Annotated in this window: 19 protein-coding genes; 10 read left to right on the forward strand and 9 right to left on the reverse strand. The window is 68.9% G+C overall.

Annotated elements, in window-relative coordinates:
- Positions 1 to 17: 17 nt before the first annotated feature.
- From F2Q65_RS10420 to F2Q65_RS10460, 9 genes are all read right to left on the reverse strand, one after another.
- A complete protein-coding gene (locus F2Q65_RS10420; protein ID WP_150093098.1) occupies positions 18 to 692 on the reverse strand; it encodes a V-type ATP synthase subunit D in 675 nt (224 codons plus the stop codon).
- A gap of 182 nt (positions 693 to 874) precedes the next feature.
- Complete coding sequence (locus F2Q65_RS10425; RefSeq protein ID WP_150093100.1) at positions 875 to 2251, reverse strand: V-type ATP synthase subunit B; 1377 nt, start codon at positions 2249 to 2251, stop codon at positions 875 to 877.
- Between the two features lie 247 nt (positions 2252 to 2498).
- Positions 2499 to 4325: a V-type ATP synthase subunit A gene (locus F2Q65_RS10430; protein WP_150093102.1), complete on the reverse strand. Its 1827-nt coding sequence runs from the start codon at positions 4323 to 4325 to the stop codon at positions 2499 to 2501.
- Entirely contained in the window at positions 4312 to 4941 is a 630-nt protein-coding gene (locus F2Q65_RS10435) for a hypothetical protein (protein ID WP_150093104.1), read from the reverse strand. Before F2Q65_RS10435 ends, F2Q65_RS10430 begins: the two co-directional genes overlap by 14 nt.
- Positions 4938 to 5237: a V-type ATP synthase subunit F gene (locus F2Q65_RS10440; protein WP_150093106.1), complete on the reverse strand. Its 300-nt coding sequence runs from the start codon at positions 5235 to 5237 to the stop codon at positions 4938 to 4940. The genes F2Q65_RS10435 and F2Q65_RS10440 overlap by 4 nt, the downstream gene beginning before the upstream one ends.
- Before the next feature lie 7 nt (positions 5238 to 5244).
- On the reverse strand, positions 5245 to 5601 hold the full coding sequence (locus F2Q65_RS10445) for an ATP synthase subunit C (RefSeq protein ID WP_150093108.1): 357 nt from the start codon (positions 5599 to 5601) through the stop codon (positions 5245 to 5247).
- Entirely contained in the window at positions 5598 to 7442 is a 1845-nt protein-coding gene (locus tag F2Q65_RS10450; RefSeq protein ID WP_150093110.1) for a V-type ATPase 116kDa subunit family protein, read from the reverse strand. Before F2Q65_RS10450 ends, F2Q65_RS10445 begins: the two co-directional genes overlap by 4 nt.
- A complete protein-coding gene (locus F2Q65_RS10455) occupies positions 7442 to 8281 on the reverse strand; it encodes a hypothetical protein (RefSeq protein WP_150093111.1) in 840 nt (279 codons plus the stop codon). Before F2Q65_RS10455 ends, F2Q65_RS10450 begins: the two co-directional genes overlap by 1 nt.
- Complete coding sequence (locus F2Q65_RS10460; RefSeq protein ID WP_150093113.1) at positions 8278 to 8631, reverse strand: hypothetical protein; 354 nt, start codon at positions 8629 to 8631, stop codon at positions 8278 to 8280. The genes F2Q65_RS10455 and F2Q65_RS10460 overlap by 4 nt, the downstream gene beginning before the upstream one ends.
- Before the next feature lie 324 nt (positions 8632 to 8955).
- On the opposite strand from F2Q65_RS10460, the gene F2Q65_RS10465 reads away from it, so the two are divergent.
- From F2Q65_RS10465 to F2Q65_RS10510, 10 genes are all read left to right on the forward strand, one after another.
- Positions 8956 to 9273 (forward strand): ATPase, encoded by a 318-nt coding sequence (locus tag F2Q65_RS10465; protein ID WP_150093214.1) that lies wholly within the window; start codon positions 8956 to 8958, stop codon positions 9271 to 9273.
- 39 nt (positions 9274 to 9312) lie between these two features.
- The gene (locus F2Q65_RS10470) at positions 9313 to 10359 is read left to right on the forward strand and encodes a V0D/AC39 family V-type ATPase subunit (RefSeq protein ID WP_150093115.1); all 1047 of its coding nucleotides are present in this window, start codon (positions 9313 to 9315) and stop codon (positions 10357 to 10359) included.
- A 71-nt stretch (positions 10360 to 10430) separates the two neighbouring features.
- Positions 10431 to 12329 (forward strand): V-type ATP synthase subunit I, encoded by a 1899-nt coding sequence (locus tag F2Q65_RS10475; protein ID WP_246156138.1) that lies wholly within the window; start codon positions 10431 to 10433, stop codon positions 12327 to 12329.
- A 39-nt stretch (positions 12330 to 12368) separates the two neighbouring features.
- The gene (locus F2Q65_RS10480) at positions 12369 to 12815 is read left to right on the forward strand and encodes an ATP synthase subunit C (RefSeq protein ID WP_150093119.1); all 447 of its coding nucleotides are present in this window, start codon (positions 12369 to 12371) and stop codon (positions 12813 to 12815) included.
- Between the two features lie 15 nt (positions 12816 to 12830).
- Complete coding sequence (locus tag F2Q65_RS10485; RefSeq protein ID WP_150093120.1) at positions 12831 to 13175, forward strand: V-type ATP synthase subunit F; 345 nt, start codon at positions 12831 to 12833, stop codon at positions 13173 to 13175.
- A 21-nt stretch (positions 13176 to 13196) separates the two neighbouring features.
- Complete coding sequence (locus F2Q65_RS10490) at positions 13197 to 13838, forward strand: V-type ATP synthase subunit E (protein WP_150093121.1); 642 nt, start codon at positions 13197 to 13199, stop codon at positions 13836 to 13838.
- Positions 13839 to 13930: 92 nt separating this feature from the next.
- A complete protein-coding gene (locus F2Q65_RS10495; RefSeq protein ID WP_150093122.1) occupies positions 13931 to 15724 on the forward strand; it encodes a V-type ATP synthase subunit A in 1794 nt (597 codons plus the stop codon).
- Positions 15725 to 16075: 351 nt separating this feature from the next.
- Complete coding sequence (locus tag F2Q65_RS10500; protein WP_150093123.1) at positions 16076 to 17455, forward strand: V-type ATP synthase subunit B; 1380 nt, start codon at positions 16076 to 16078, stop codon at positions 17453 to 17455.
- Positions 17456 to 17499: 44 nt separating this feature from the next.
- Positions 17500 to 17793, forward strand: coding sequence for a YkgJ family cysteine cluster protein (locus F2Q65_RS10505; protein WP_150093124.1), 294 nt, complete (start codon positions 17500 to 17502; stop codon positions 17791 to 17793).
- A gap of 58 nt (positions 17794 to 17851) precedes the next feature.
- A complete protein-coding gene (locus F2Q65_RS10510; protein WP_150093125.1) occupies positions 17852 to 18475 on the forward strand; it encodes a V-type ATP synthase subunit D in 624 nt (207 codons plus the stop codon).
- The last annotated feature ends 29 nt before the right edge of the window (positions 18476 to 18504 follow it).

An 18504-nucleotide genomic window follows, 5' to 3' on the forward strand; every position in this document is an offset into this window, starting at 1 on the left:
AGAACATCCTCCGGTTCTCAGACCGCCAAGGTGCGCACGCGTACGGCCTCTTCGCGCTCGAGTTCTTCCAGGGCGGTGTCGACGGCGCGCAGGGTTGCGTCGAGTTCGGGCAGGAGTACGTCTTCGAGGGCGCGGGCGCGGCGGGCGGTGCGCAGGTATTCCCGGCGCAGGCGTTCCAGGTTGCCGGTGAGCGTGGCCAGCCGGGCGGCGAGTTGCGGCAGCGGCGCGAAGCAGGCCCGGCAGTGCTCGGCCTCGGGGGTGCGCAGCACCGTCGCGGCCCCAGCCTGTTGCGGCTGTTGTTCCAGGACCGGCGCTGCTCGCGGGTCTGCCGCTTTGGCAGGGATACCTGGAATTTCCGCAAGCGGGGCCGGCGGCACGGAGACGACGGCGACGCCGAGCACCGAGCGCGGCGCCCCGGGGGATGGAAAGTCCGTTGGTGGTGATGCCGGGTAGATGCCGAGTTCCTCGATGCCATGCCGGCCCACGGCCAGGCGCAGGGCCGCCAGGGCGACTGACTGTGCCTGGTTCCAGCGGGCCATGGTGTCCTCGTAGTCCCTGAGCTGGGCCAGGATCTCGGAGGCGAGGATCAGGCGCTTTTCGTCGAGAAAGCGATATCCCTCCTGCATGCCGGCCCGCTCGGCCTTGAGCTCGAGGTAGGCGCTCTGGGTGGGGATGATCTCGCGGACGGACATTTTGAAAAAAGTTTGTAGTTCGAAGTTCGAAGTTTGAAAGCTAGTTGGCTTCCGTTTGGCCGCTGATGGCTGGTGGCTGGTGGCTGGTGGCTGATGGCTGGTGGCTGGTGGCTGGTGGCTGGCGGCTGGTGGCTGATTGGCTGGGGCCTGGCGGACGGCGCTGCGCTTGTCCGCCCTACGTGTTACGCCAGGTGACTTTCGATCTGCGCGTCGCTGAGGCGCGTGAGTTCGTTGCGGGGCAGGCCGCGCAGGGCGCGCCAGCCGGCGTCCATGCTCTGCTCGATGTCGCGGCGGTCGGGCTGGGCGAGGACGTCCTGCTCGAAGCGCCCGCCGAAGGCGAGGTAGGTGCGGTCGGTCTCGGACAGGCCCTCTTCGCCGACGACGCTGGCAAGGATGCGGGTCTGCTGCGCCTGGGCATAGGCGGCATAGAGCTGGGCGGCGAGGGCGGGATGGTCGGCGTGGGTGAGGCCGGCACCGGTGCCGTCCTTCATCAGACGCGACAGGCTCGGCAGCAGGCGCACGGGCGGATACAGGTCGCGCCGGTGCAGCTCGCGGTCGAGCACGATCTGGCCCTCGGTGATATAGCCCGTGAGGTCGGGGATGGGGTGTGTGATGTCGTCGTTGGGCATGGTCAGGATGGGCACCTGGGTGACCGATCCGGGCCGCCCGCGGATGCGCCCGGCCCGCTCGTAGAGGGTGGCCAGGTCGGAATACATGTAGCCTGGGTAACCCTTGCGGCTTGGCACCTCGCCGCGGCTCGCCGAGACCTCGCGCAGGGCCTCGCAGTAATTGGTGAGGTCGGTCAGGATCACCAGCACGTGCTTGCCCTGCTCGAAGGCCATGTACTCGGCGGCGGTCAGTGCGAAGCGCGGGGTCAGCAGGCGCTGGGCGCTGGAATCGCTGGCCAGGTTCAGGAACAGCAGGGTGCGGGCAAGGGCGCCGCTCTTCTCCATCTCCTCGCGGAAGAACTCCGCGCTGGCGTGGGGGATGCCGATGCCGGCGAAGACGATGGCGAAGTCCTCACCGCCACGGGCCCCGGGCAGCCGGGCGTTGCAGGCGATGTCCACGGCGATGCGGTCGTGCGGCAGGCCGCCGCCCGAGAACAGCGGCAGCTTCTGGCCGCGCACCAGGCTGTTCATGAGGTCGATGGCGCTGAAGCCGGTCTCGAGGAACTCGCTCGGGGCCTCACGGGCCGAGGGCTTCATGGGCAGACCGTCGACGCGCAGCGAGCGCTCGGCGGCCAGCGGCGGGCCGCCGTCGATGGGCTTGCCGACCCCATTGAAGACGCGCCCGAGCAGGCCGGGGCCGACGTCGAAGCGCAGCGGCTCGCCAAAGAAGCGCACGCGGGTGCCCTGCAGCCGCAGCCCGGCGGTGTCGTCGAGCATCTCCACCGTGACCGTTTCCTGATCCAGCGCGGCGATGCGCCCGAGCCGCACGCCGCCGTCGGCGGTCTCGACCTCGACGGCCTCGTTCAGCCCCACGTCGACGCTGCGCCGCAGGAACAGCAGCGGGCCGTCGACGCGATTGGCAATGTCTTCACCGGTGAGCCTGGCGTACATGTTCAGCCCCTGTTTCGATGACCGGTTCTTGCCGCTTCAAAATGATCAACCGCAGAGCCGTAGGTTGGGGTGAGGAACGAACCCCAACGTCCCCCGCGCCCGAACCTGCCCGAACCTGCTGTTTGTTGGGGTTCGCAAGCTCACCCCAGCCTACGAACTATTGATCGTTGGGGTTCGCAAGCTCACCCCAACCTACGAACTCGTCTTTCCTCTGCGTCCTCCGCGCCTCTGCGGTTCCATACTTCATTCACTCGTCTCCGGAGACCTCCTCGCGCAGCCGTCGAGCGGTGGCGGTGAGCTCGCGGTCGAGCTCGGAGAAGCGCTCCCAGTCGCCGTCGGGGATCTCCTCGCCCATGCGCATCAGGGCGCGGAAGATCGGCGCCTCGGCGATGCGCTCCGGCGGCACATTGGCCTCCAGCAGGCCTTCGGCGGCCTCGATGAAGCTGCCGAGCAGTCGCATCATCACCGCCTGGCGCTGGGGCGTGGCATAGCGGTCGATGTCGGAGAAGGCGGACTGGCGCAGGAAGGCCTGGTTGACCAGTTGCGCACAGAGCAGGATCAGGCGCTGGCGCGCGGGCATGGCGTCGCGGCCGATGATGCGGGCCATGCGCTCCAGCCGCGCCTCGTCCTCCAGCAGCGTCAGAAAACGCCGGCGCAGGGCCTCCCAACGCGTGCAGCCCGCGCTGTGCCACCAGCGCGCCAGGCTGGCGGCGCTGACGCTGTAGGAGGTGAGCGGCTGGATGGCCGGATAGAAACGCGCCTGGGCACGGCGCACATCCAGCGCCCAGAGGCAGCCGACGTAGCGCCGGGTATGGTTGGTGACCGGCTCGGAGAAGTCGCCCGAGGGCGGGCTCACGGCGCCAAGCACGCTGACCGAGCCGTTGGCACCACCGAGGGTGCGCACGCGTGCGGCACGCTCATAGAAGTCCGCCAGCCGGCTGGAGAGATAGGCCGGATAGCCGCCCTCCCCCGGCAGCTCGCCGAGCCGCCCCGAGACCTCGCGCAGGGCCTCGGCCCAGCGGCTGGTGGAGTCGGCCATCAAGGTCACGTTGAGGCCCTGGTCGCGGAAGTACTCGGCCACGGTGATGCCGGTGTAGATGCTGGCCTCGCGTGCCGACACCGGCATGTTCGAGGTGTTGGCGATGACCACGGTGCGCTCCAGCAGCAGCCGGCCGCTGCGCGGGTCCTCCAGCTCGCCGAACTCGGCCAGCAGCCCGGCCAGCTCGTTGCCGCGCTCGCCGCAGCCCACATAGACGATGACATCGGCGTCGCACCATTTGGCGACGGTCTCCAGCAGTACCGTCTTGCCGGTGCCGAAGCCGCCGGGGATCGCCGCGGTGCCGCCGCGGGCGATGGGGAACAGGCAGTCGAGGATGCGCTGCCCGGTGAGCATGGGCTCGTCGGACGGCAGGCGCTGCGCCACCGGACGCGGGATACGCACCGGCCAGCGGTGTGACAGGGCGATGCCGTGCTCGCCGCCTTGCGCATCGCGGACGCGGCAGATGGGCTGGTCTTCACGGTAACTGCCGGCGGCGGCGATCTCGATGACCTGGCCGGCGGGCAGGTCCGGCGGTACCAGGCAGCGCTGGGGCAGACCGCTCAGCGCCTCGCCGCTGCCGGAGAGGCTGGCATCGACGCCGACAGACACATCAGCCACGACATCGCCAGGGCCGATGGCATCCCCCACCCGGACCCGGGGCGTCAGCCAGAACTGCGCCGGGGCCTCGTCGCGCATGCCCGGCAGCACCCAGGGATCGCGTCCCGCCTCCCCGGGGGCAACGCCGATGGGTCGCAGCAGACCGTCGAAGATGTGCCCGAGGATGCCGGGGCCGAGCCGCACCGACAGCAGCCGCCCGCTGCCGTTGACCAGGGTCCCGGGCCTCAAGCCGGAGGTATCCTCGTACACCTGCACCGTGATCTCGTCGCGGGCCAGCCGGATCACCTCGCCCAGCAGGCGCTGCTCGCCCACGGTTACCGCCTCGCGCAGCAGGAAGGCGCCCTCCGGTCGGGCGCGCAGCACCGGACCGCTGATCCAGGTGGTGGCGGCCCGCGCGGCCACATCATGAGCGTTCATGCCGCCCCCCTTGCTCGGCCAGCGCCAGCAACCGGGCCTCGATCCGCGCGCGGTCGCGCAGCAGGCCACTGAGACTCATGTCGAGCACCGCGCCATCGGCGCTGATGATGAGGCCGGCATCGATCTCGGCATCGGCACTGAAGCGAACGGCGTCAGCCCCGGGGCGCTGTTGCCCCAGCCAGGCCGCCGCATCCGCCTGCTCGGCCTCTGGCCAGCCCGCCGCATGCCGGATCAGCCAGCCGCCGCCCGCAAGCCGCGTGGCGGCATCGGCCAGGGCGTGCTCGACCCAGCGCCGTCGCGACGCCGCCTGCGCCCAGCGCGACTGCAACGCGGCGACCAGCGCTGGCCAGGCGGCGGCCACCAGGGCGGCATCCCGTTGCTCGCTGCGCCGACGCAGGCGGGTGTCGCGCTCGGCACGGGCCGCCTGCACCAGCGCCTGGGCGCGGGCACGCTCCGCGCTGACCCGTTGATGCAGCGCCGCACGGTCGCGGGCGAAGGCCTGTCGCCGCATGTCCGAGGCCTGCGTGTCGGCCTCCGCCAGCAGGCGCCGACATTCCTGGTCGCGCCAGTCCTGCACCAGTTTCAACAAGGCCTGTTCGCGCTCGTCGATGTTCATTCCGCCAGCCCGAGTTGACGTTTCAGGGAAGCCGCCAGGTCCGCCGGCTGCCGGCGCCCGCGGATGTCCGCGATCACCAGCGTCGGCGGCGACTGCGTGCGCAACGCCTCGTCCAGCAGCCGCTGCGACAGCTGCTCGGCCAGCTCCGCCGTGATCAGCACCAGCCCGGCCTCGTCGCGCACGCGCTGGAACAGCGCGGTCACCTCGGCCGATGTCGGCGGCGGCACATGGCACTGCAGGCCCGCCAGCCGCCAGCCCGCCGCGCTGATCTCGTCGCCGATGAAGACAGCGTCCATGACGGCCTCACAAGCGGTTCAGGATCAGTACCGACACGATCAGGCCGTAGATAGCGATGCCTTCGGCGAGACCGACCAGGATGATGACGCGGCCGAACAACTCCGGTTTTTCGGTCAGGGCGCCCACCGCCGCAGAGCCGATGTTCGCCACCGCATAGGCGGCCCCCAGGGCACCGATGGCGGTGGCCAGGGCAGCGGACAGGAACCCCCATTTCTGCACCTCCGGGCTGATCAGGCGCTCGGTCACCTCCAGCACCTCGCCCTGGGCCAATACCTGCGGCTGCCAGAGCAAGAGGCTGGCCAGGGTCGCCACCAGGCCGGCGGCGACCACCAGCAGACCGGCAAACAAGACTCGATAGCTCATGTTGACCCTCCTGAAGCCAGTGTAGGCGTTACCAGCGGTGGCGGCGCCGGCAACGGCAGAAAGCGGCGGCCGTTGCCGCGCAGGAACCGGTTGAAGAACTCGAACAGCACCAGACGCGTGGTCTGGATGGAGACCACCAGACCCTCCAGCAGAATGACCACGACATTGCCCAGCAGCAGGATCAGCAGTCCCGCCCAGGCGGGCGCCGCCGCAGCCATGGTGACGATGGCGGAGGACAAGGCCGCATGCGCCAGCGCGAAGGCGCCGACGCGGGCAAAGGACAGGGTGTTGGTCAGCAGTTGCAGGCCGTTCTCGGCCAGATGTCCCAGGGCACTGAGGGCGCCGAGCAGCCGGTGCGCCTGAACGAAGGCGCCGCCCAGGTACCAGACCAGACCGACCACGGCCAGCCAGCCAAGCCCGCTGCCGGGCAGCGCCAACGCCAGCACCAGCCCCAGATACAGCACCAGAAAGCCTGCATCCACCCGCAGCCAGGCGCCGAACTGCCCCCGTCGCAGGGCGCCGAGACCGGACAGCAGCTGCCCCAGGCTAAGCAGCCCGACAGCAAACACCAGCGGCACCGCCAGCACCAGCAGCGGATGCGCCAGCGGATGCAGCCACAGCGGCGGGAACAGGTGCTCCATGCCGAACAGGCTGCCGAACAGCAGGCCGAACACCATCGCCGAGGCGCCGCCGAGCACCATCAGCCGCGCCGCATCAAAACGCCGCGACAGCCAGAGCCCTGCCAGCACCAGCACCAGCCCCTGGCCGACATCGCCGAACATGTAGCCGAACAGCAAGGGCACCACTACCGCCAGCAAGGGTGTCGGATCCGCCTCGTCGCTGGCCGGCACCCCCAGGGCGCGGGCAAACAGCTCGAAGGGCCTGAGCCACGGCGGATTGCGCAACACCTGCGGCGGCCGCGCCCCGGCGGGTGGCCGGGTCAGGCGCAGCAGTGCCCGCGTGTCGGCCTGGTCGAGCGCGTCAGCCAGCCGGCGGCCGTCGATGTCGTCGGTCCAGCCGGTGATCCAGACCAGGTGCTCGCTGGCCAGTTCCAGGGCACCGACATGGGCGCTGAACCAGTCCAGCCAGGCCACCTCGCCCAGGGTGGCGTCCAGGGCGTATTCCTCGAACAGGGTGTCGAGCTCCGCGTACAGCGTGACGCAGCGCTCCGACAGCCAGGCCCGGCGCGCACGCAGTCGGGCCAGGGCGGCCGTGGCGTCGCCGCCAAGCCACGCGGGGCGCTCGACGATGCGCCCCTTGTGCGCCTTGATCCGTGCCTTGGCCTCGTCCATGTGCAAAAGCGGGGTCAGGATCATGTAGCAGTGCTCGTCCTGCCAGGGCACGCCGCGGGGGAGCGCCCAGTCCGGCAGGTCCAGCCGCGTGCGGGCCGGCACGATGGCGCAGAAGGTGCCCAGCAGCGGACCGGAAGCGGTGACCAGGGAGAAGTCCAGCGCGCTGCCCTCGATCTGGCTGATGATCGCCTGCAGCCACTTCAGCCGCGTCAGCTCCTCTTCCGCCGACTGCAGCTGTTCGATCAGCGGGTCCGCCTCGCGGCGCCAGGCGGCGATCCGTGCCAGCGCCCGCTCGATCACCACCATCGGCGCCTCCACCAGGGGCGTGTGGCGCAGCCGGCCCCGCTGCCAGTAGCGCTGGTACCGAGGCAGCAGGGCCTGATAGGCAGCCAGCCCGGTGGCCACGTCGGTCAGCGGGCAGTCCTCGGCGCAGTGGGCGCGCAGTTCCAGCTCGACGGCGCCGGTCTGCGCCAGCGCCGCCAGGGTGTGCACGCTTTCCGCGCGGGGACACAATACCTCGAACCAGCGGGTGGCCACGGGGCGTAGCATCAGGCGGCCCTCCCCGCGGTTGAAATCCGATCCGGCTCCCAGTCCGGCTCCTGCTCCAGTTCCCAGTCCGGCTCCGGTTCCGACCCGGGCGCCGCCCCCGCGGCGGCGAACAGCGCCCGGTCCAGCAAGGCCCGGCGCAGGCGCTCCAGGTCCAGCGCAACCAGGGCCAGGAAGATAAAGGCCGACACCGGCTGCAGCAGATGCTGGTGGAAGGACCGGCGCAACTGCTCGCGCAGTGCCCGGCGGCTGTCCCAGGCCCGGGCCGGGGCCAGTTGCCGGAACGCCGCCAGATGCGCACCGATACGCGCCGCCAGTCGGTCGAGGGCGGCGCGGTCACGCCGCGCACCGCCGGCACCGCTCCAGGGCCAGCGCCGGGGCCAGCGCCGACGCCAGGCGTCCAGCCAGTGCCGTTCGGCCCCCTGCTCGCCGAGCAGCTCTTGCGCATCGGTCTGCTGCCCGGACAGCCATGCCGTCAGGCGCGCATCCCGCTGCGCCCAGTCCGGCGCGCTGCCCCCGCTGCGCAGATGCTCCAGCAGCCCCAGCCGCGGCAGCCAGGCGCACCATCGGATCGCCGGCTGCCAGGGCACGGGCATCAGGTGCGCCGTCTGCTCGACGATCTCGTCGAACTGCCGGCGCAGGCCCTGCTCGATGTCGTGGTGATCGCTCTGCGCCGAGAAGGCCTTCACCCACTGTTTCAGGGCGCCGTCGCGGGCCTCTTCCAGCCAGCCGGAGAGCGTGCGGGCACCCCGCAGCCGCTCCCAGTCGGACTCTTCCGGCAGCGCGGCATAGGCCGCCTGCAGCCTGGCCTGCGCATAGGCCGCCCGGCAGCGCGTGCTCATGCGGGCGGTTCCGTGAGTTCCCGCGCCAGCGCCGTCACCAGCCGCTGCACCAGTTCGGCCTGCGGCGGCGCATCCGCAGGCGACGCTTCGGGATCCGCCGCATCCGACCCGGGCTGTCGCAGCTGGGCCAGCGCACAGGCGATGCCGCGATCGGCGACGGCATGGGCGCGGCGGATGCGTGCGTCGGCACGCGCGCCGATGGCGCGGACATCCTGCTCGGCGCGGGCGATGCGGTCCGCGGCCGCCTGTCGACAGGACGCTACCGCCTCGCGTGCTGCCTGCTCGGCGGCCAGCACCCGATTGAAGGCCACGTCGACGGACAGACCTGGTGTTTTCGGGTCGCTCTTCATCGGCACACCCGTGCAGCAAGGCGGGGTCGCATGGCATCACCGCCCGCTGCCGCGCCCGGCGTTTGAAAGGATTCGGTCACATTTGAATATTAGCCTACGCTCATGCACGAGCATGGGCACCCCGTGCCTTGATTGATCGTCGTCAACCAGGACGCCGAAACCTGGATCGTCACGGGACCGTAGCGGGGTCGCACAGGCCTCGCCGCCGGCCGCAGATCTGATCCACGGCAACGACGGCAAAAATGACCATCCCGGAGCGGCTCCGATTGCACTATCCTTGGGACCTTGGCGATTCCGTTACCGATCCTGATGCCGGAGGCTGCGGTGGACGACACCCTGAAACGACTGCTCGACGCCGAGATGCGCGCGGAACGGCTCGCCCAGGAGGCCGAGCAGGAACAGGAGCGGATCATCCAGGACGCCATGGCCGAGGCCCGCGCCGAGGACGAGCGCTTCACCGCCCGCGTGCCCGATCTGCATCGCGCCTTTATCCGCAAGTCCGAAGAGCGCGCCGAGCAGACCATCGCGGAACTGAAACGCCGGTACGACGAACGCCATGTGCGTCTGCGCGACATGGCCGAGGCCCACGAGCAGGACGCGCTGCAAGAGGCCTTCGCCGTCCTGCTGGACCCGAACCGCTAAGGCTCGCGCGTCACGACGCACGCCGCCACGGACCTTCCGATGCGCACCCAGGCCTACCTGAACACCCGCGTCACAGCGCTGTCCACGCGCCTGCTGGACCGTCAGCAGATGCAGACGCTGGCGCAGTCGTCGCTGGGCACGCTGGCGGAACGCTTCGGCCTGGACGCACTGCTGGAAGACGGCGTTGCCAAGGCCGCCCGGAGCCGCGCGGTGGAGCAGACGTTGATCCGGGCCCTGCTGGCGGAACTGGCCATCCTGATCCGCCCCATGAGCGCACCGGAGCGTGGCCTGCTGCTGACCTGGGGCAGCAAGTTCGCGCTGTTCAACCTGAAGACGCTGATCCGCGGCAAGCTCTATCAGCTGGATCAGAGCGAGATCCGCGAACACCTGTACGACCTGCCGGCGGTGCTGCGGCTGCCCAACCAGGCGCTGTTCCAGGCGGAAAACGTGCCGGAACTGCTGCGGGTGCTGGAGCGCTCGCCCTACAGCCTGATCGCGCGCCAGGCGCGCGAGGTCTACGAGCAGCAGCGCGACCCCTTCGCGCTGGAGGCCGCCATCGACCAGCGCTATTGCGCAGAACTGGTGCGCCGTGCCCAGCAGTTCCAGGGCGAGGACGCCCTGGCCTTGCAGCAGCTGGTGGGCGGGCTGCTGGATCGGCTGGATCTGCTGTGGCTGTTGCGCTTCCGCTTCTCCTACGGTTTCTCGCCCAGCGAGGCCTTCTATCAGCTGGTGCCCTCGCCGAAGCTGCTGCACCGCGAGCGTCTGCTGCAACTGGCCAATCTGGAGACCTTCGATCAGGTGCTCGACGCCCTGCCGTCGCCGCTGGATCAGACCCTGGCGGGCTGCGGCAATCTCATCGAGGTGCAGCGGCGCATGGGTGGCTATCTGGACGCCGAGGCGCGCCGCGTGCTCGGCAGCAGCCGCTCCGGGCTGGCCCGGGCCCTGGCCTATCTGATCCTGCGGGAGAATGACCTGTCGCTGCTGTTCTCGCTGATCCAGGGGCGGCTGCTCGGTCTGCCGCAAGCGCTGATCGAAATCGGCATCGACCTTGCCGAGCCGCACTGCCCCATGGACACGGCGGCCTGAAGCTGGACCTCTCGTCACTCACCGACACATAGTCATCCGCCATCTAGCCCAAGATGCTCAGACCCCAACCCATGAAGCACGCGCGCCTGCTGGTCATGACCGATGACCTGCCGCAGGCCTCGCTGGCGCTGGCCCAGACCGAGAGCTTCCATCCGGACCCGCGGCCGCCGGAGGCGCAGGCGTTGTCGGAGGCGCCCGGCCGAGGCTACCGCGAGCTGTATCAGCAGGCGCGCTCGCGGCTGGACAAGATCGCCAGGCTGGTGGAACTGGAAGGGCCGCCCGACCTGCCGACGCTGCGGGTGGTGGACCACGCAGAACTGGCCGCGACCAACCAGGAGCTGGCAACCCGCTGGGAGGAGGCGTCGCGGTTCGAGGAGGGATTCCGCCGTATCGACGACGCGGAGCGCTTCATCCGCGACCAGGCAGCAGCGCTGGCCAATTTTGCCGACCTGAAGATCGACCTCGGCACCCTGCGCAACAAGACCCGCTTTCTCGATTTCTATGTCGGCATCGTGCCGCGGGAAAACGTCAGCCGCCTGGAGGGCGCGGTGCGCCTGGCGGACCATCTGCTGTTCAATTACCTGCAGCGCGGCGACAGCGCCCATGTCATCATCGTCGGCCCCCGCGGCGAACAGGAGGCGCAACTGCAGTCGGTGCTGGCATCCGCCGCATTCCAGGCGCTGCCGATTCCCCAGGGGCTGGACGAGGACGCCGATCCGGCACATCAGCGCGAACGCCTGGCGCAGCGCCAGGCGGAACTGGAGCAGCAACGCCAGACCCTGACCGAGACGCTGGCGGACTGGCGGCACACCCACCAGGACGCACTGCTGGAAGCCCAGCGCACGCTGCTGCTGGCAGAGCCGTTCGTCACCCTGGACCCGTCCATTCGCAGCACCGGGCATCTGGCAGTGCTGGCGGGCTGGGTACCGGCCCGCGCAGTGGTCGCGCTGCAACAGCGCCTGCAGGACAGCCTGAGCCTGCCGTTCCAGCTGGATTGCCGCGATCCGCGCCCGGACGAACGCCCGCTGGTGCCCTCGGTGCCGGTGCGGGCGCGGCTGCTGCAGCCCTTTGCGCTGCTGGTGAAACAATACGGCATCCCGCAGTACGGCGAGGTGGACCCGACGCCGTTGTTTGCGCTCACCTTTCTGTTCATGTTCGGCTCCATGTTCGGCGATCTGGGCCAGGGCGCGGTGATCGCCCTGCTGGCCTGGGCCTTCCGCCGCCGGCTCGGCCGCTTCTGGCTGTTCGGCATCCTGGCCGGGCTGTCGTCGATGCTGTTCGGCCTGCTCTACGGCAGCCTGTTCGGCTACGAGGAGATCCTGCCGGCGCTGTGGAAGAGCCCCATCCATCACCCGATCCTGATGCTCAAGCTGGCGCTGGGCTACGGCGTGCTGTTCCTGGTCACCGCCTGCCTGCTGGCCATCTACAACCGGCTTGCGGTGAAGAACGTCGCCGGCGCCCTGTTCGGCCATCACGGCGCGATCAACCTGCTGTTCTACCTGGCACTGGTCTGGGGCGGCCTGAACCTGGCCCGAGGCGACGACTTCGGCGCCGCGCCCTTGGCGCTGGTGCTGGCCACCCTGGGCGCGCTGGCCGGCTATGCCTGGCGCCAGTTGCAGGCCCCGGTGGGGGAGAAGGTGCTGGTGGTGTTCATCGAGACGCTGGAGACCATCATCGGCTACATCTCCAACACCCTGTCGTTCCTGCGGGTGGCCGCCTTCAGCCTCAACCACGCGGCGCTGTCCATCGCCGTGCTGACCCTGGCCAACATGATGGGCACCACCGGCCACGTGATCACGGTCATACTGGGCAACGTCTTCGTCCTGGTGCTGGAGGGCGGCATCGTCATGATCCAGGTCATGCGCCTGCAGTACTACGAGGGCTTTTCGCGCTATTTTTCCGGCGACGGTCACGAATTCACGCCGTTGCGACTGCGCCGCGGGGTCCGGCTGACCACACACGGCACCTGATCGTCCAACTCCATTCCGTCAACCCAGAGGAATCCACGCATGTACTGGCTCGTCGCCCTGATGTCCTTCGCCATCGTCGGCCTGATCCTGGCCGGCCTGTATCTGGAGCTGCGCCCGGTCCATGCGCGGCGGGTGCGGCCCTGGTTCAAGCCGGCCCTGGCGACGCAGTTGGTGGTCTTCGTCGGTGCCCAGATCGGGCTGCTGCTGCTGGGCATGAACGCCGCCTTCGCCGAAGAGGTGGTGGAGGTGGTCGCGATCACCGAGATCAGCACTGGCATGGGCCTGGCCATCATCGGCGCCGGCATCCCCACCGGCCTGTCCACCATCGGCGCCGGCATCGCCGTGGGTCCCATCGGCGCCGCGTCCCTGGCTGCCATCACCGAAAAGCCCGAGACCCTGGGCCGGACGCTGATCTACCTGGGCCTGGCGGAGGGCATCGCCATCTACGGCCTGGTCATCTCGATCCTGCTGCTCAACCGCATCTGAGCGAGGCCCCGCCCCATGGCCGAACCCACCGACAGCGCCCCCGCCACACGCATGCTGTTTCTCGGCGACGACAGCCTGGCCGACGGGTTTCGGCTGATCGGCTTCGAGACACACCCCAATCCGCCCCCCGACGCGGTGGACCGGATCTTTGGCGACCTGCGCCGCTCGCGGGACAAGGCCTTCGTCGTCATCGACGAGGCGGTGATGGCCATGGAGGTCACCAACCTGCGCCGGGTGCGCCAGGAGGGCGGGCGTATTGTCGTCATTGCAGTGCCGGCGCTGGCGGATCCGCCGCAGCTGTCCAGCGAGGTGGCGGACCGGCTGGCGACCATGTTCGGCAGTTCAAACCTGATGCAGTAGAGGCGACACAGAGGCAACCCCGTGACCCAAGCACATGAGCTCGAACAGGCCATCCTGGCCCGCGCCGAACGCCTGGCCGGCGAGTACCGCGAGCGGGCCCGGCGCACCCGCGACGCCATCCTGCGCGAGGCGGCGGACAAGCTCCGGCTGCGGGAGCAGCGCGAGGAGGCCATCGCCAAGGCACTGGGCGAACGCACCTATCGGCAGCAGGTGCAGGCGGAGGAATTGCGCCTGCAGAGCCATCTTGACCGCGTGCGCTGGAACCTGGTGCGCGATGTCGAGGCGCGGCTGGCCGAGCAGATGCAGGCCCATGCCCGGGACGAGACGCGACAACTGGCCACGCTCACGGCGCTGATCGCCACCGCGGCGACCGAGATCGAACGCGACGCCGTCATCGTGGCGGCCAATGCCCGCGAACAACGGCTGCTGGCAGCGAACTGGGAGCAGGTCTGCGCCGCCCTGCCCGCCCGCACCCAGGCCACGCTGGCGGATCAGGCCATCGACACCCTGGCCGGCGTGCTGGTCACCGCCGCCGACGGGCGCATCCGCGTGGACAACACCTTCGAGGGTCGCATGGCCCGGCTGCAGCCGCAGATCCAGCACCGCATCCTCGAACGGTTGCTGCCCAGCGGGTTCGACACCGGCGCCGTCTTCGCCGGCTGAGCCGGCTGGGCTGGCCAGATGTGCCCGCACCGCCGGCAAGCGCAGGACGCCCCTTCACTTTATTCAAGCATCGCCCGAGAGACGATCGAACCATGACCGACAGCCAACGCAGCGGCATCGTGCGCGACATCAACGGACCGATTGTGACCATCGACCTGCCCGGCATCCGCAGCGGCGAGCAGGTGCGCATCGGCGAGATCGGCCTGGTGGGCGAGGTGATTTCCCTGTCCGGGCGCGAGGCCAGGGTACAGACCTACGAGACCACCGAGGGCGTGCGCCCCGGCGAACCTGCCACCGGGCTCGGCTGGCCGCTGTCGGTGGAGCTGGGCCCCGGGCTCATGGGCGGCATCTTCGACGGCGTGCAGCGGCCTCTGGAGAAGATCGCGCTGGAGTCCGGCGACTACATCCGCCGCGGCCTGGCAGTGCCGGCGCTGGATCGGGCCAGGCAGTGGGAGTTCGAGCCCAACACCGCACTGGAGCTGGGGCGCGAGCTGGGGCCGGGCTCGGTGCTCGGCACGGTGCAGGAGACCGAGACCGTGCTGCACAAGATCCTGGTGCCGCCCAACGTCCAGGGCGAGCTGGAGGAACTGGCCCCTGCCGGCGACTATGACATCGAGTCCACCATCGCCCATATCCGCGACGAACGCGGTCACCGGCATCGCCTGGGCCTGTATCACCGCTGGCCGGTGCGCAAGCCGCGCCCCTATCGCCGACGCGACGACGGCATCTCGCCGCTGATCACGGGGCAGCGCGTCATCGACACCTTCTTCCCGCAGCTCAAGGGCGGCAAGGGTGCCGTGCCGGGCCCCTTCGGCGCCGGCAAGACCGTGGTGCAGCAGCAGATCGCGCGCTGGTCCAATGCCGACATCGTCATCTATGTGGGCTGCGGTGAGCGTGGCAACGAGCTGGTCGACGTGCTGGAGAGCTTCCCGAAGCTGGAGGACCCCTATTCCGGGCGCAAGCTCATGGAGCGCACGCTGCTGGTGGCCAACACCTCGAACATGCCGGTGGTGGCGCGCGAGGCCTCGATCTATGTCGGCCTGACCATGGCCGAGTACTACCGCGACATGGGCTATGACGTGGTCATGCTGGCGGATTCCACCAGCCGCTGGGCCGAGGCCCTGCGCGAGGTCTCGGGCCGGCTGGGGCAGATGCCCGTGGAAGAGGGCTATCCGGCCTATCTGGCCTCGCGCCTGGCCGCCGTCTACGAGCGCGCCGGTCGCGTCGAGACCTTTGACGCCGGTGCCGGCTCGGTGACCCTGATCGGCGCCGTCTCGCCCCCCGGCGGCGACTTCTCCGAGCCCGTCACCAGCCACACCAAGGACATCATCGAGACCTTCTGGGCCCTGTCGAAGGAACTGGCCGACGCGCGCCACTATCCGAGCATCGACTGGGTGACGAGCTTTTCCGGCCATGTGCACACGGCCGCCGAGTGGTGGCACAAGGAGGTCGACCGGCATTGGGAGCAACGCCGCACCCAGGCCCTGGCGCTGCTGGCGCGGGATGCAGAGCTCTCGCGCATCGTCAACCTGGTGGGCCCGGAGGCCCTGTCAGACGCCCAGCGCTGGCAGCTGGAGGGCGCCTCGCTGGTGAAGGAGGGCGTGCTGCAGCAGAGCGCGCTGGACGACGTCGACACCTTCTGCTCGCCGCAGAAGCAGTTCGCGCTGCTGGATCTGGCCCTGTCCATCTACGACAAGGGCATGGAACTGATCGAACTCGGCGTGCCGGTGAACGAGCTGCAAGGTCTGCCGCAACTGGCCAAGGCGCGGCGCTGCAAGTCCATGTACAACAGCGATCAGGTGGGCAACATTCGCGCCCTCGCCAGCGAGATTGAAAAGGCCTTCGAGGCCATCCGGCTGGAGTACGCCAAGCAGCGTGTCGCGTGAGGATTCAAGCGCGGATGGATTTCACCGCAAAGGCACAGAGGACGCAGAGAGAAAGCGGCGTGTTTTCTCACCGGCTGCATGCAACGCCGCATCCTTTATGTGCACGAATACAGATCCGTAGGGTGGATGAGCGAAGCGACATCCACCGTGTTGCCGCGGGACAGTGGACGGCGCTGCTTCCTGGTGGACGGCGCTTCGCTTGTCCACCCTACCCGGCTGCTTCCTGGTGGACGGCGCTTCGCTTGTCCACCCTACCCAGCTTGTCCACCCTACCGGGGTTGTTTGCACACAGCGTGCGCGTGGGCAGGAAAACGCTGCCCAGCCCAGGCTAACTGACTGGTTTCTTGTCCCATGAGCATCAAAGAATACCGAACCGCAAGCGAGGCCCGTGGAGGCCTGATCGTGGTGCGCGAGACCCCCGGCGTGGCCTTCGGCGACCGCGTGCGCATCACCGACGGCCGCGGCGAGACCCGCGACGGTCAGGTGATCCGCAGCGCCGACGACGAGGTGCTGATCCTGGTGTTCGAGGGCACCGACGATCTCGACCTGGACGATCTCTGGGTCCGCTTTCTGGATGAACCGGTGGAGATCGCCCTGTCGCCGGAGATCCTCGGCCGCGAGTTCGACGGCCTCGGCGCGCCCCGGGACAATCGCCCGCCGGTGCTGTCGAACATCCGTCGTGCGGTGGGCGGCTCGCCCATCAATCCGGCCGCGCGCACCTACCCGCGCGAGTTCATCCAGACCGGCATCTCCACCATCGACGGCCTCAACTCGCTGGTGCGCGGGCAGAAGCTGCCGATCTTCTCCGGCTCCGGGTTGCCGCACAACAAGCTGGCCGCGCAGATCGTGCGTCAGGCCAAGCTGAAAGACGAGGACTCCAGCTTCTCCATCGTCTTCGCCGCCATGGGCGTATCCTACGCCGACGCCAAGTTCTTCCGCGACGAGTTCGCCTCCTCCGGCGTGCTGCGCAATGTGGTGATGTTCGTGAACCTGGCCGATGACCCGCCGGTGGAGCGCCTGACGCTGCCGCGCACCGCGCTCACCGCCGCCGAGTATCTGGCCTATGACCTGGACCGCCATGTGCTGGTGGTCATGACCGACATGACCTACTACGCCGAGGCCCTGCGCGAGGTGGCCACCGCCAAGGGCGATGTGCCGGCACGCAAGGGCTACCCGGGCTATCTCTATTCGGATCTGGCCGAGATCTATGAGCGCTGCGGGCGCATCCACCAGCGCCACGGCTCCATCACCATGATGCCCGTGGTGAGCATGCCCTCGGACGACATCACCCACCCCATCCCGGACCTGACCGGCTACATCACCGAGGGTCAGATCGTGCTGTCGCGGGAGCTGCACAACCAGGGCATCTACCCGCCGGTGCACATCTCCCCCAGCCTGTCGCGACTGATGAAGGACGGCATCGGCAAGGACGACACCCGTGAGGATCACCCGCGCGTCGCTGCCCAGCTCTACGCCCTCTACGCCCGGGCGCTGGAGACGCGCAACCTGGCCAGCATCATCGGCGCCGATGAACTCAGCGAGCGCGATCGACGGTATCTGCATTTCGCCGATGCCTTCGACAGCCGCTTCGTCGGCCAGGGCGATGCCGAGGACCGCAGCATCGAGGCCACGCTGAACCTGGCTTGGGAACTCATGAGCGCCTTCCCCCGCGACATGCTTACCCGCGTGTCGGAGACGGAACTGGCGAAGTATTATCAGGGGAACGAATAACGCTTGCTCGCGCACAGACGCATCGAAGGCCCCGAAACCAGCTGATGACAGACCAGAGAATCCATTGCCCCGACTGCGCCGCCGTCTGCTGCCGCCTGGAGGTACTCTGCATCACCGACACCGGCGTTCCGCGGCACCTGACGCAGCAGCGCGCCGACGGTGTCGAGACCATGGTGCGCCTCGACGACGGCTGGTGCGCGGCGCTGGATCGCGTCAACATGCATTGCAGCATCTACGACCAGCGCCCGCTGATCTGCCGAGAACTGGAGATGGGTGGCGCCGATTGCATCGCCGAGCGTCAGCGCTTCGTCGTCGAATGCTCCGGACCGGCGTCATAGGCACGATTTCTGCCAGCACCGACAGCGCGCCATCCCCTGCAACCTCCCCTGACCCATCATGGCCCAACACGTCCTCAAGGTTCCACCCACCAAGAACACCCTGCTGTCGCTGAAGAAGCAGGTCAGATTCCTCGAAGAGGGGCACGACCTGCTGGAGCGCAAGCGCGAGTTGCTGACGCGGCTGGTCTACGAACGCATTGGCGAGTATCGACGGCTGCGCGGCGAGTCCGAGAAGGCGCTGGAGGAGGCCTATCGCTGCCTGTCCATCACGCACCTGCGCATGGGCAGCCGCGGGCTGCACCAGGCCGCCCTCGGCGCCGAACCGGCCTTGCAGGTGGAGATCCTGCCGCGCCGCTCCCTGGGCGTGGAGTACCCGGCCGTGACCAGCAGCCGCCTGCCGATCAAGCCCGTCGGGCTGCTCGGCACTGACTCCAGCTTCGACAACACCCGTGACAACCTGGCCCAGGCGGCGGTATTGCTGGCCCGCCTGGGCGAAGTGGAGATCGCCCTGCACCGGCTGATGGAGGAGCAACGCAAGGCGCAAAAGCGCGTCAATGCACTCAAGTACAACATCATCCCGCTGTATCAGCGCACCATCCGCTTCATCCAGTCGTCGCTGGAAGAGGAAGAGCGCAACACCCTGTTCCAGGTAAAGATCCTGCGCGAACGTAAAGCGATCTGAGCCCGATTGAACGGGCATCGACTGCGATC

This window comes from Thiohalocapsa marina (assembly GCF_008632335.1).
In the GTDB taxonomy this organism is placed as follows: domain Bacteria; phylum Pseudomonadota; class Gammaproteobacteria; order Chromatiales; family Chromatiaceae; genus Thiohalocapsa; species Thiohalocapsa marina.

What these genes read in the sequence shown, in the direction of transcription:
- F2Q65_RS10440 (WP_150093106.1), bottom strand. Translation starts at nt 5,237, where the DNA reads ATGGACGCTGTCTTCATCGGCGACGAGATCAGCGCGGCGGGCTGGCGG.
- F2Q65_RS10510 (WP_150093125.1), top strand. Translation starts at nt 17,852, where the DNA reads ATGGCCCAACACGTCCTCAAGGTTCCACCCACCAAGAACACCCTGCTG.
- F2Q65_RS10500 (WP_150093123.1), top strand. Translation starts at nt 16,076, where the DNA reads ATGAGCATCAAAGAATACCGAACCGCAAGCGAGGCCCGTGGAGGCCTG.
- F2Q65_RS10485 (WP_150093120.1), top strand. Translation starts at nt 12,831, where the DNA reads ATGGCCGAACCCACCGACAGCGCCCCCGCCACACGCATGCTGTTTCTC.
- F2Q65_RS10505 (WP_150093124.1), top strand. Translation starts at nt 17,500, where the DNA reads ATGACAGACCAGAGAATCCATTGCCCCGACTGCGCCGCCGTCTGCTGC.
- F2Q65_RS10450 (WP_150093110.1), bottom strand. Translation starts at nt 7,442, where the DNA reads ATGCTACGCCCCGTGGCCACCCGCTGGTTCGAGGTATTGTGTCCCCGC.
- F2Q65_RS10435 (WP_150093104.1), bottom strand. Translation starts at nt 4,941, where the DNA reads ATGAACATCGACGAGCGCGAACAGGCCTTGTTGAAACTGGTGCAGGAC.
- F2Q65_RS10480 (WP_150093119.1), top strand. Translation starts at nt 12,369, where the DNA reads ATGTACTGGCTCGTCGCCCTGATGTCCTTCGCCATCGTCGGCCTGATC.
- F2Q65_RS10445 (WP_150093108.1), bottom strand. Translation starts at nt 5,601, where the DNA reads ATGAGCTATCGAGTCTTGTTTGCCGGTCTGCTGGTGGTCGCCGCCGGC.
- F2Q65_RS10425 (WP_150093100.1), bottom strand. Translation starts at nt 2,251, where the DNA reads ATGTACGCCAGGCTCACCGGTGAAGACATTGCCAATCGCGTCGACGGC.
- F2Q65_RS10420 (WP_150093098.1), bottom strand. Translation starts at nt 692, where the DNA reads ATGTCCGTCCGCGAGATCATCCCCACCCAGAGCGCCTACCTCGAGCTC.
- F2Q65_RS10495 (WP_150093122.1), top strand. Translation starts at nt 13,931, where the DNA reads ATGACCGACAGCCAACGCAGCGGCATCGTGCGCGACATCAACGGACCG.
- F2Q65_RS10475 (WP_246156138.1), top strand. Translation starts at nt 10,431, where the DNA reads ATGAAGCACGCGCGCCTGCTGGTCATGACCGATGACCTGCCGCAGGCC.
- F2Q65_RS10430 (WP_150093102.1), bottom strand. Translation starts at nt 4,325, where the DNA reads ATGAACGCTCATGATGTGGCCGCGCGGGCCGCCACCACCTGGATCAGC.
- F2Q65_RS10460 (WP_150093113.1), bottom strand. Translation starts at nt 8,631, where the DNA reads ATGAAGAGCGACCCGAAAACACCAGGTCTGTCCGTCGACGTGGCCTTC.
- F2Q65_RS10470 (WP_150093115.1), top strand. Translation starts at nt 9,313, where the DNA reads ATGCGCACCCAGGCCTACCTGAACACCCGCGTCACAGCGCTGTCCACG.
- F2Q65_RS10455 (WP_150093111.1), bottom strand. Translation starts at nt 8,281, where the DNA reads ATGAGCACGCGCTGCCGGGCGGCCTATGCGCAGGCCAGGCTGCAGGCG.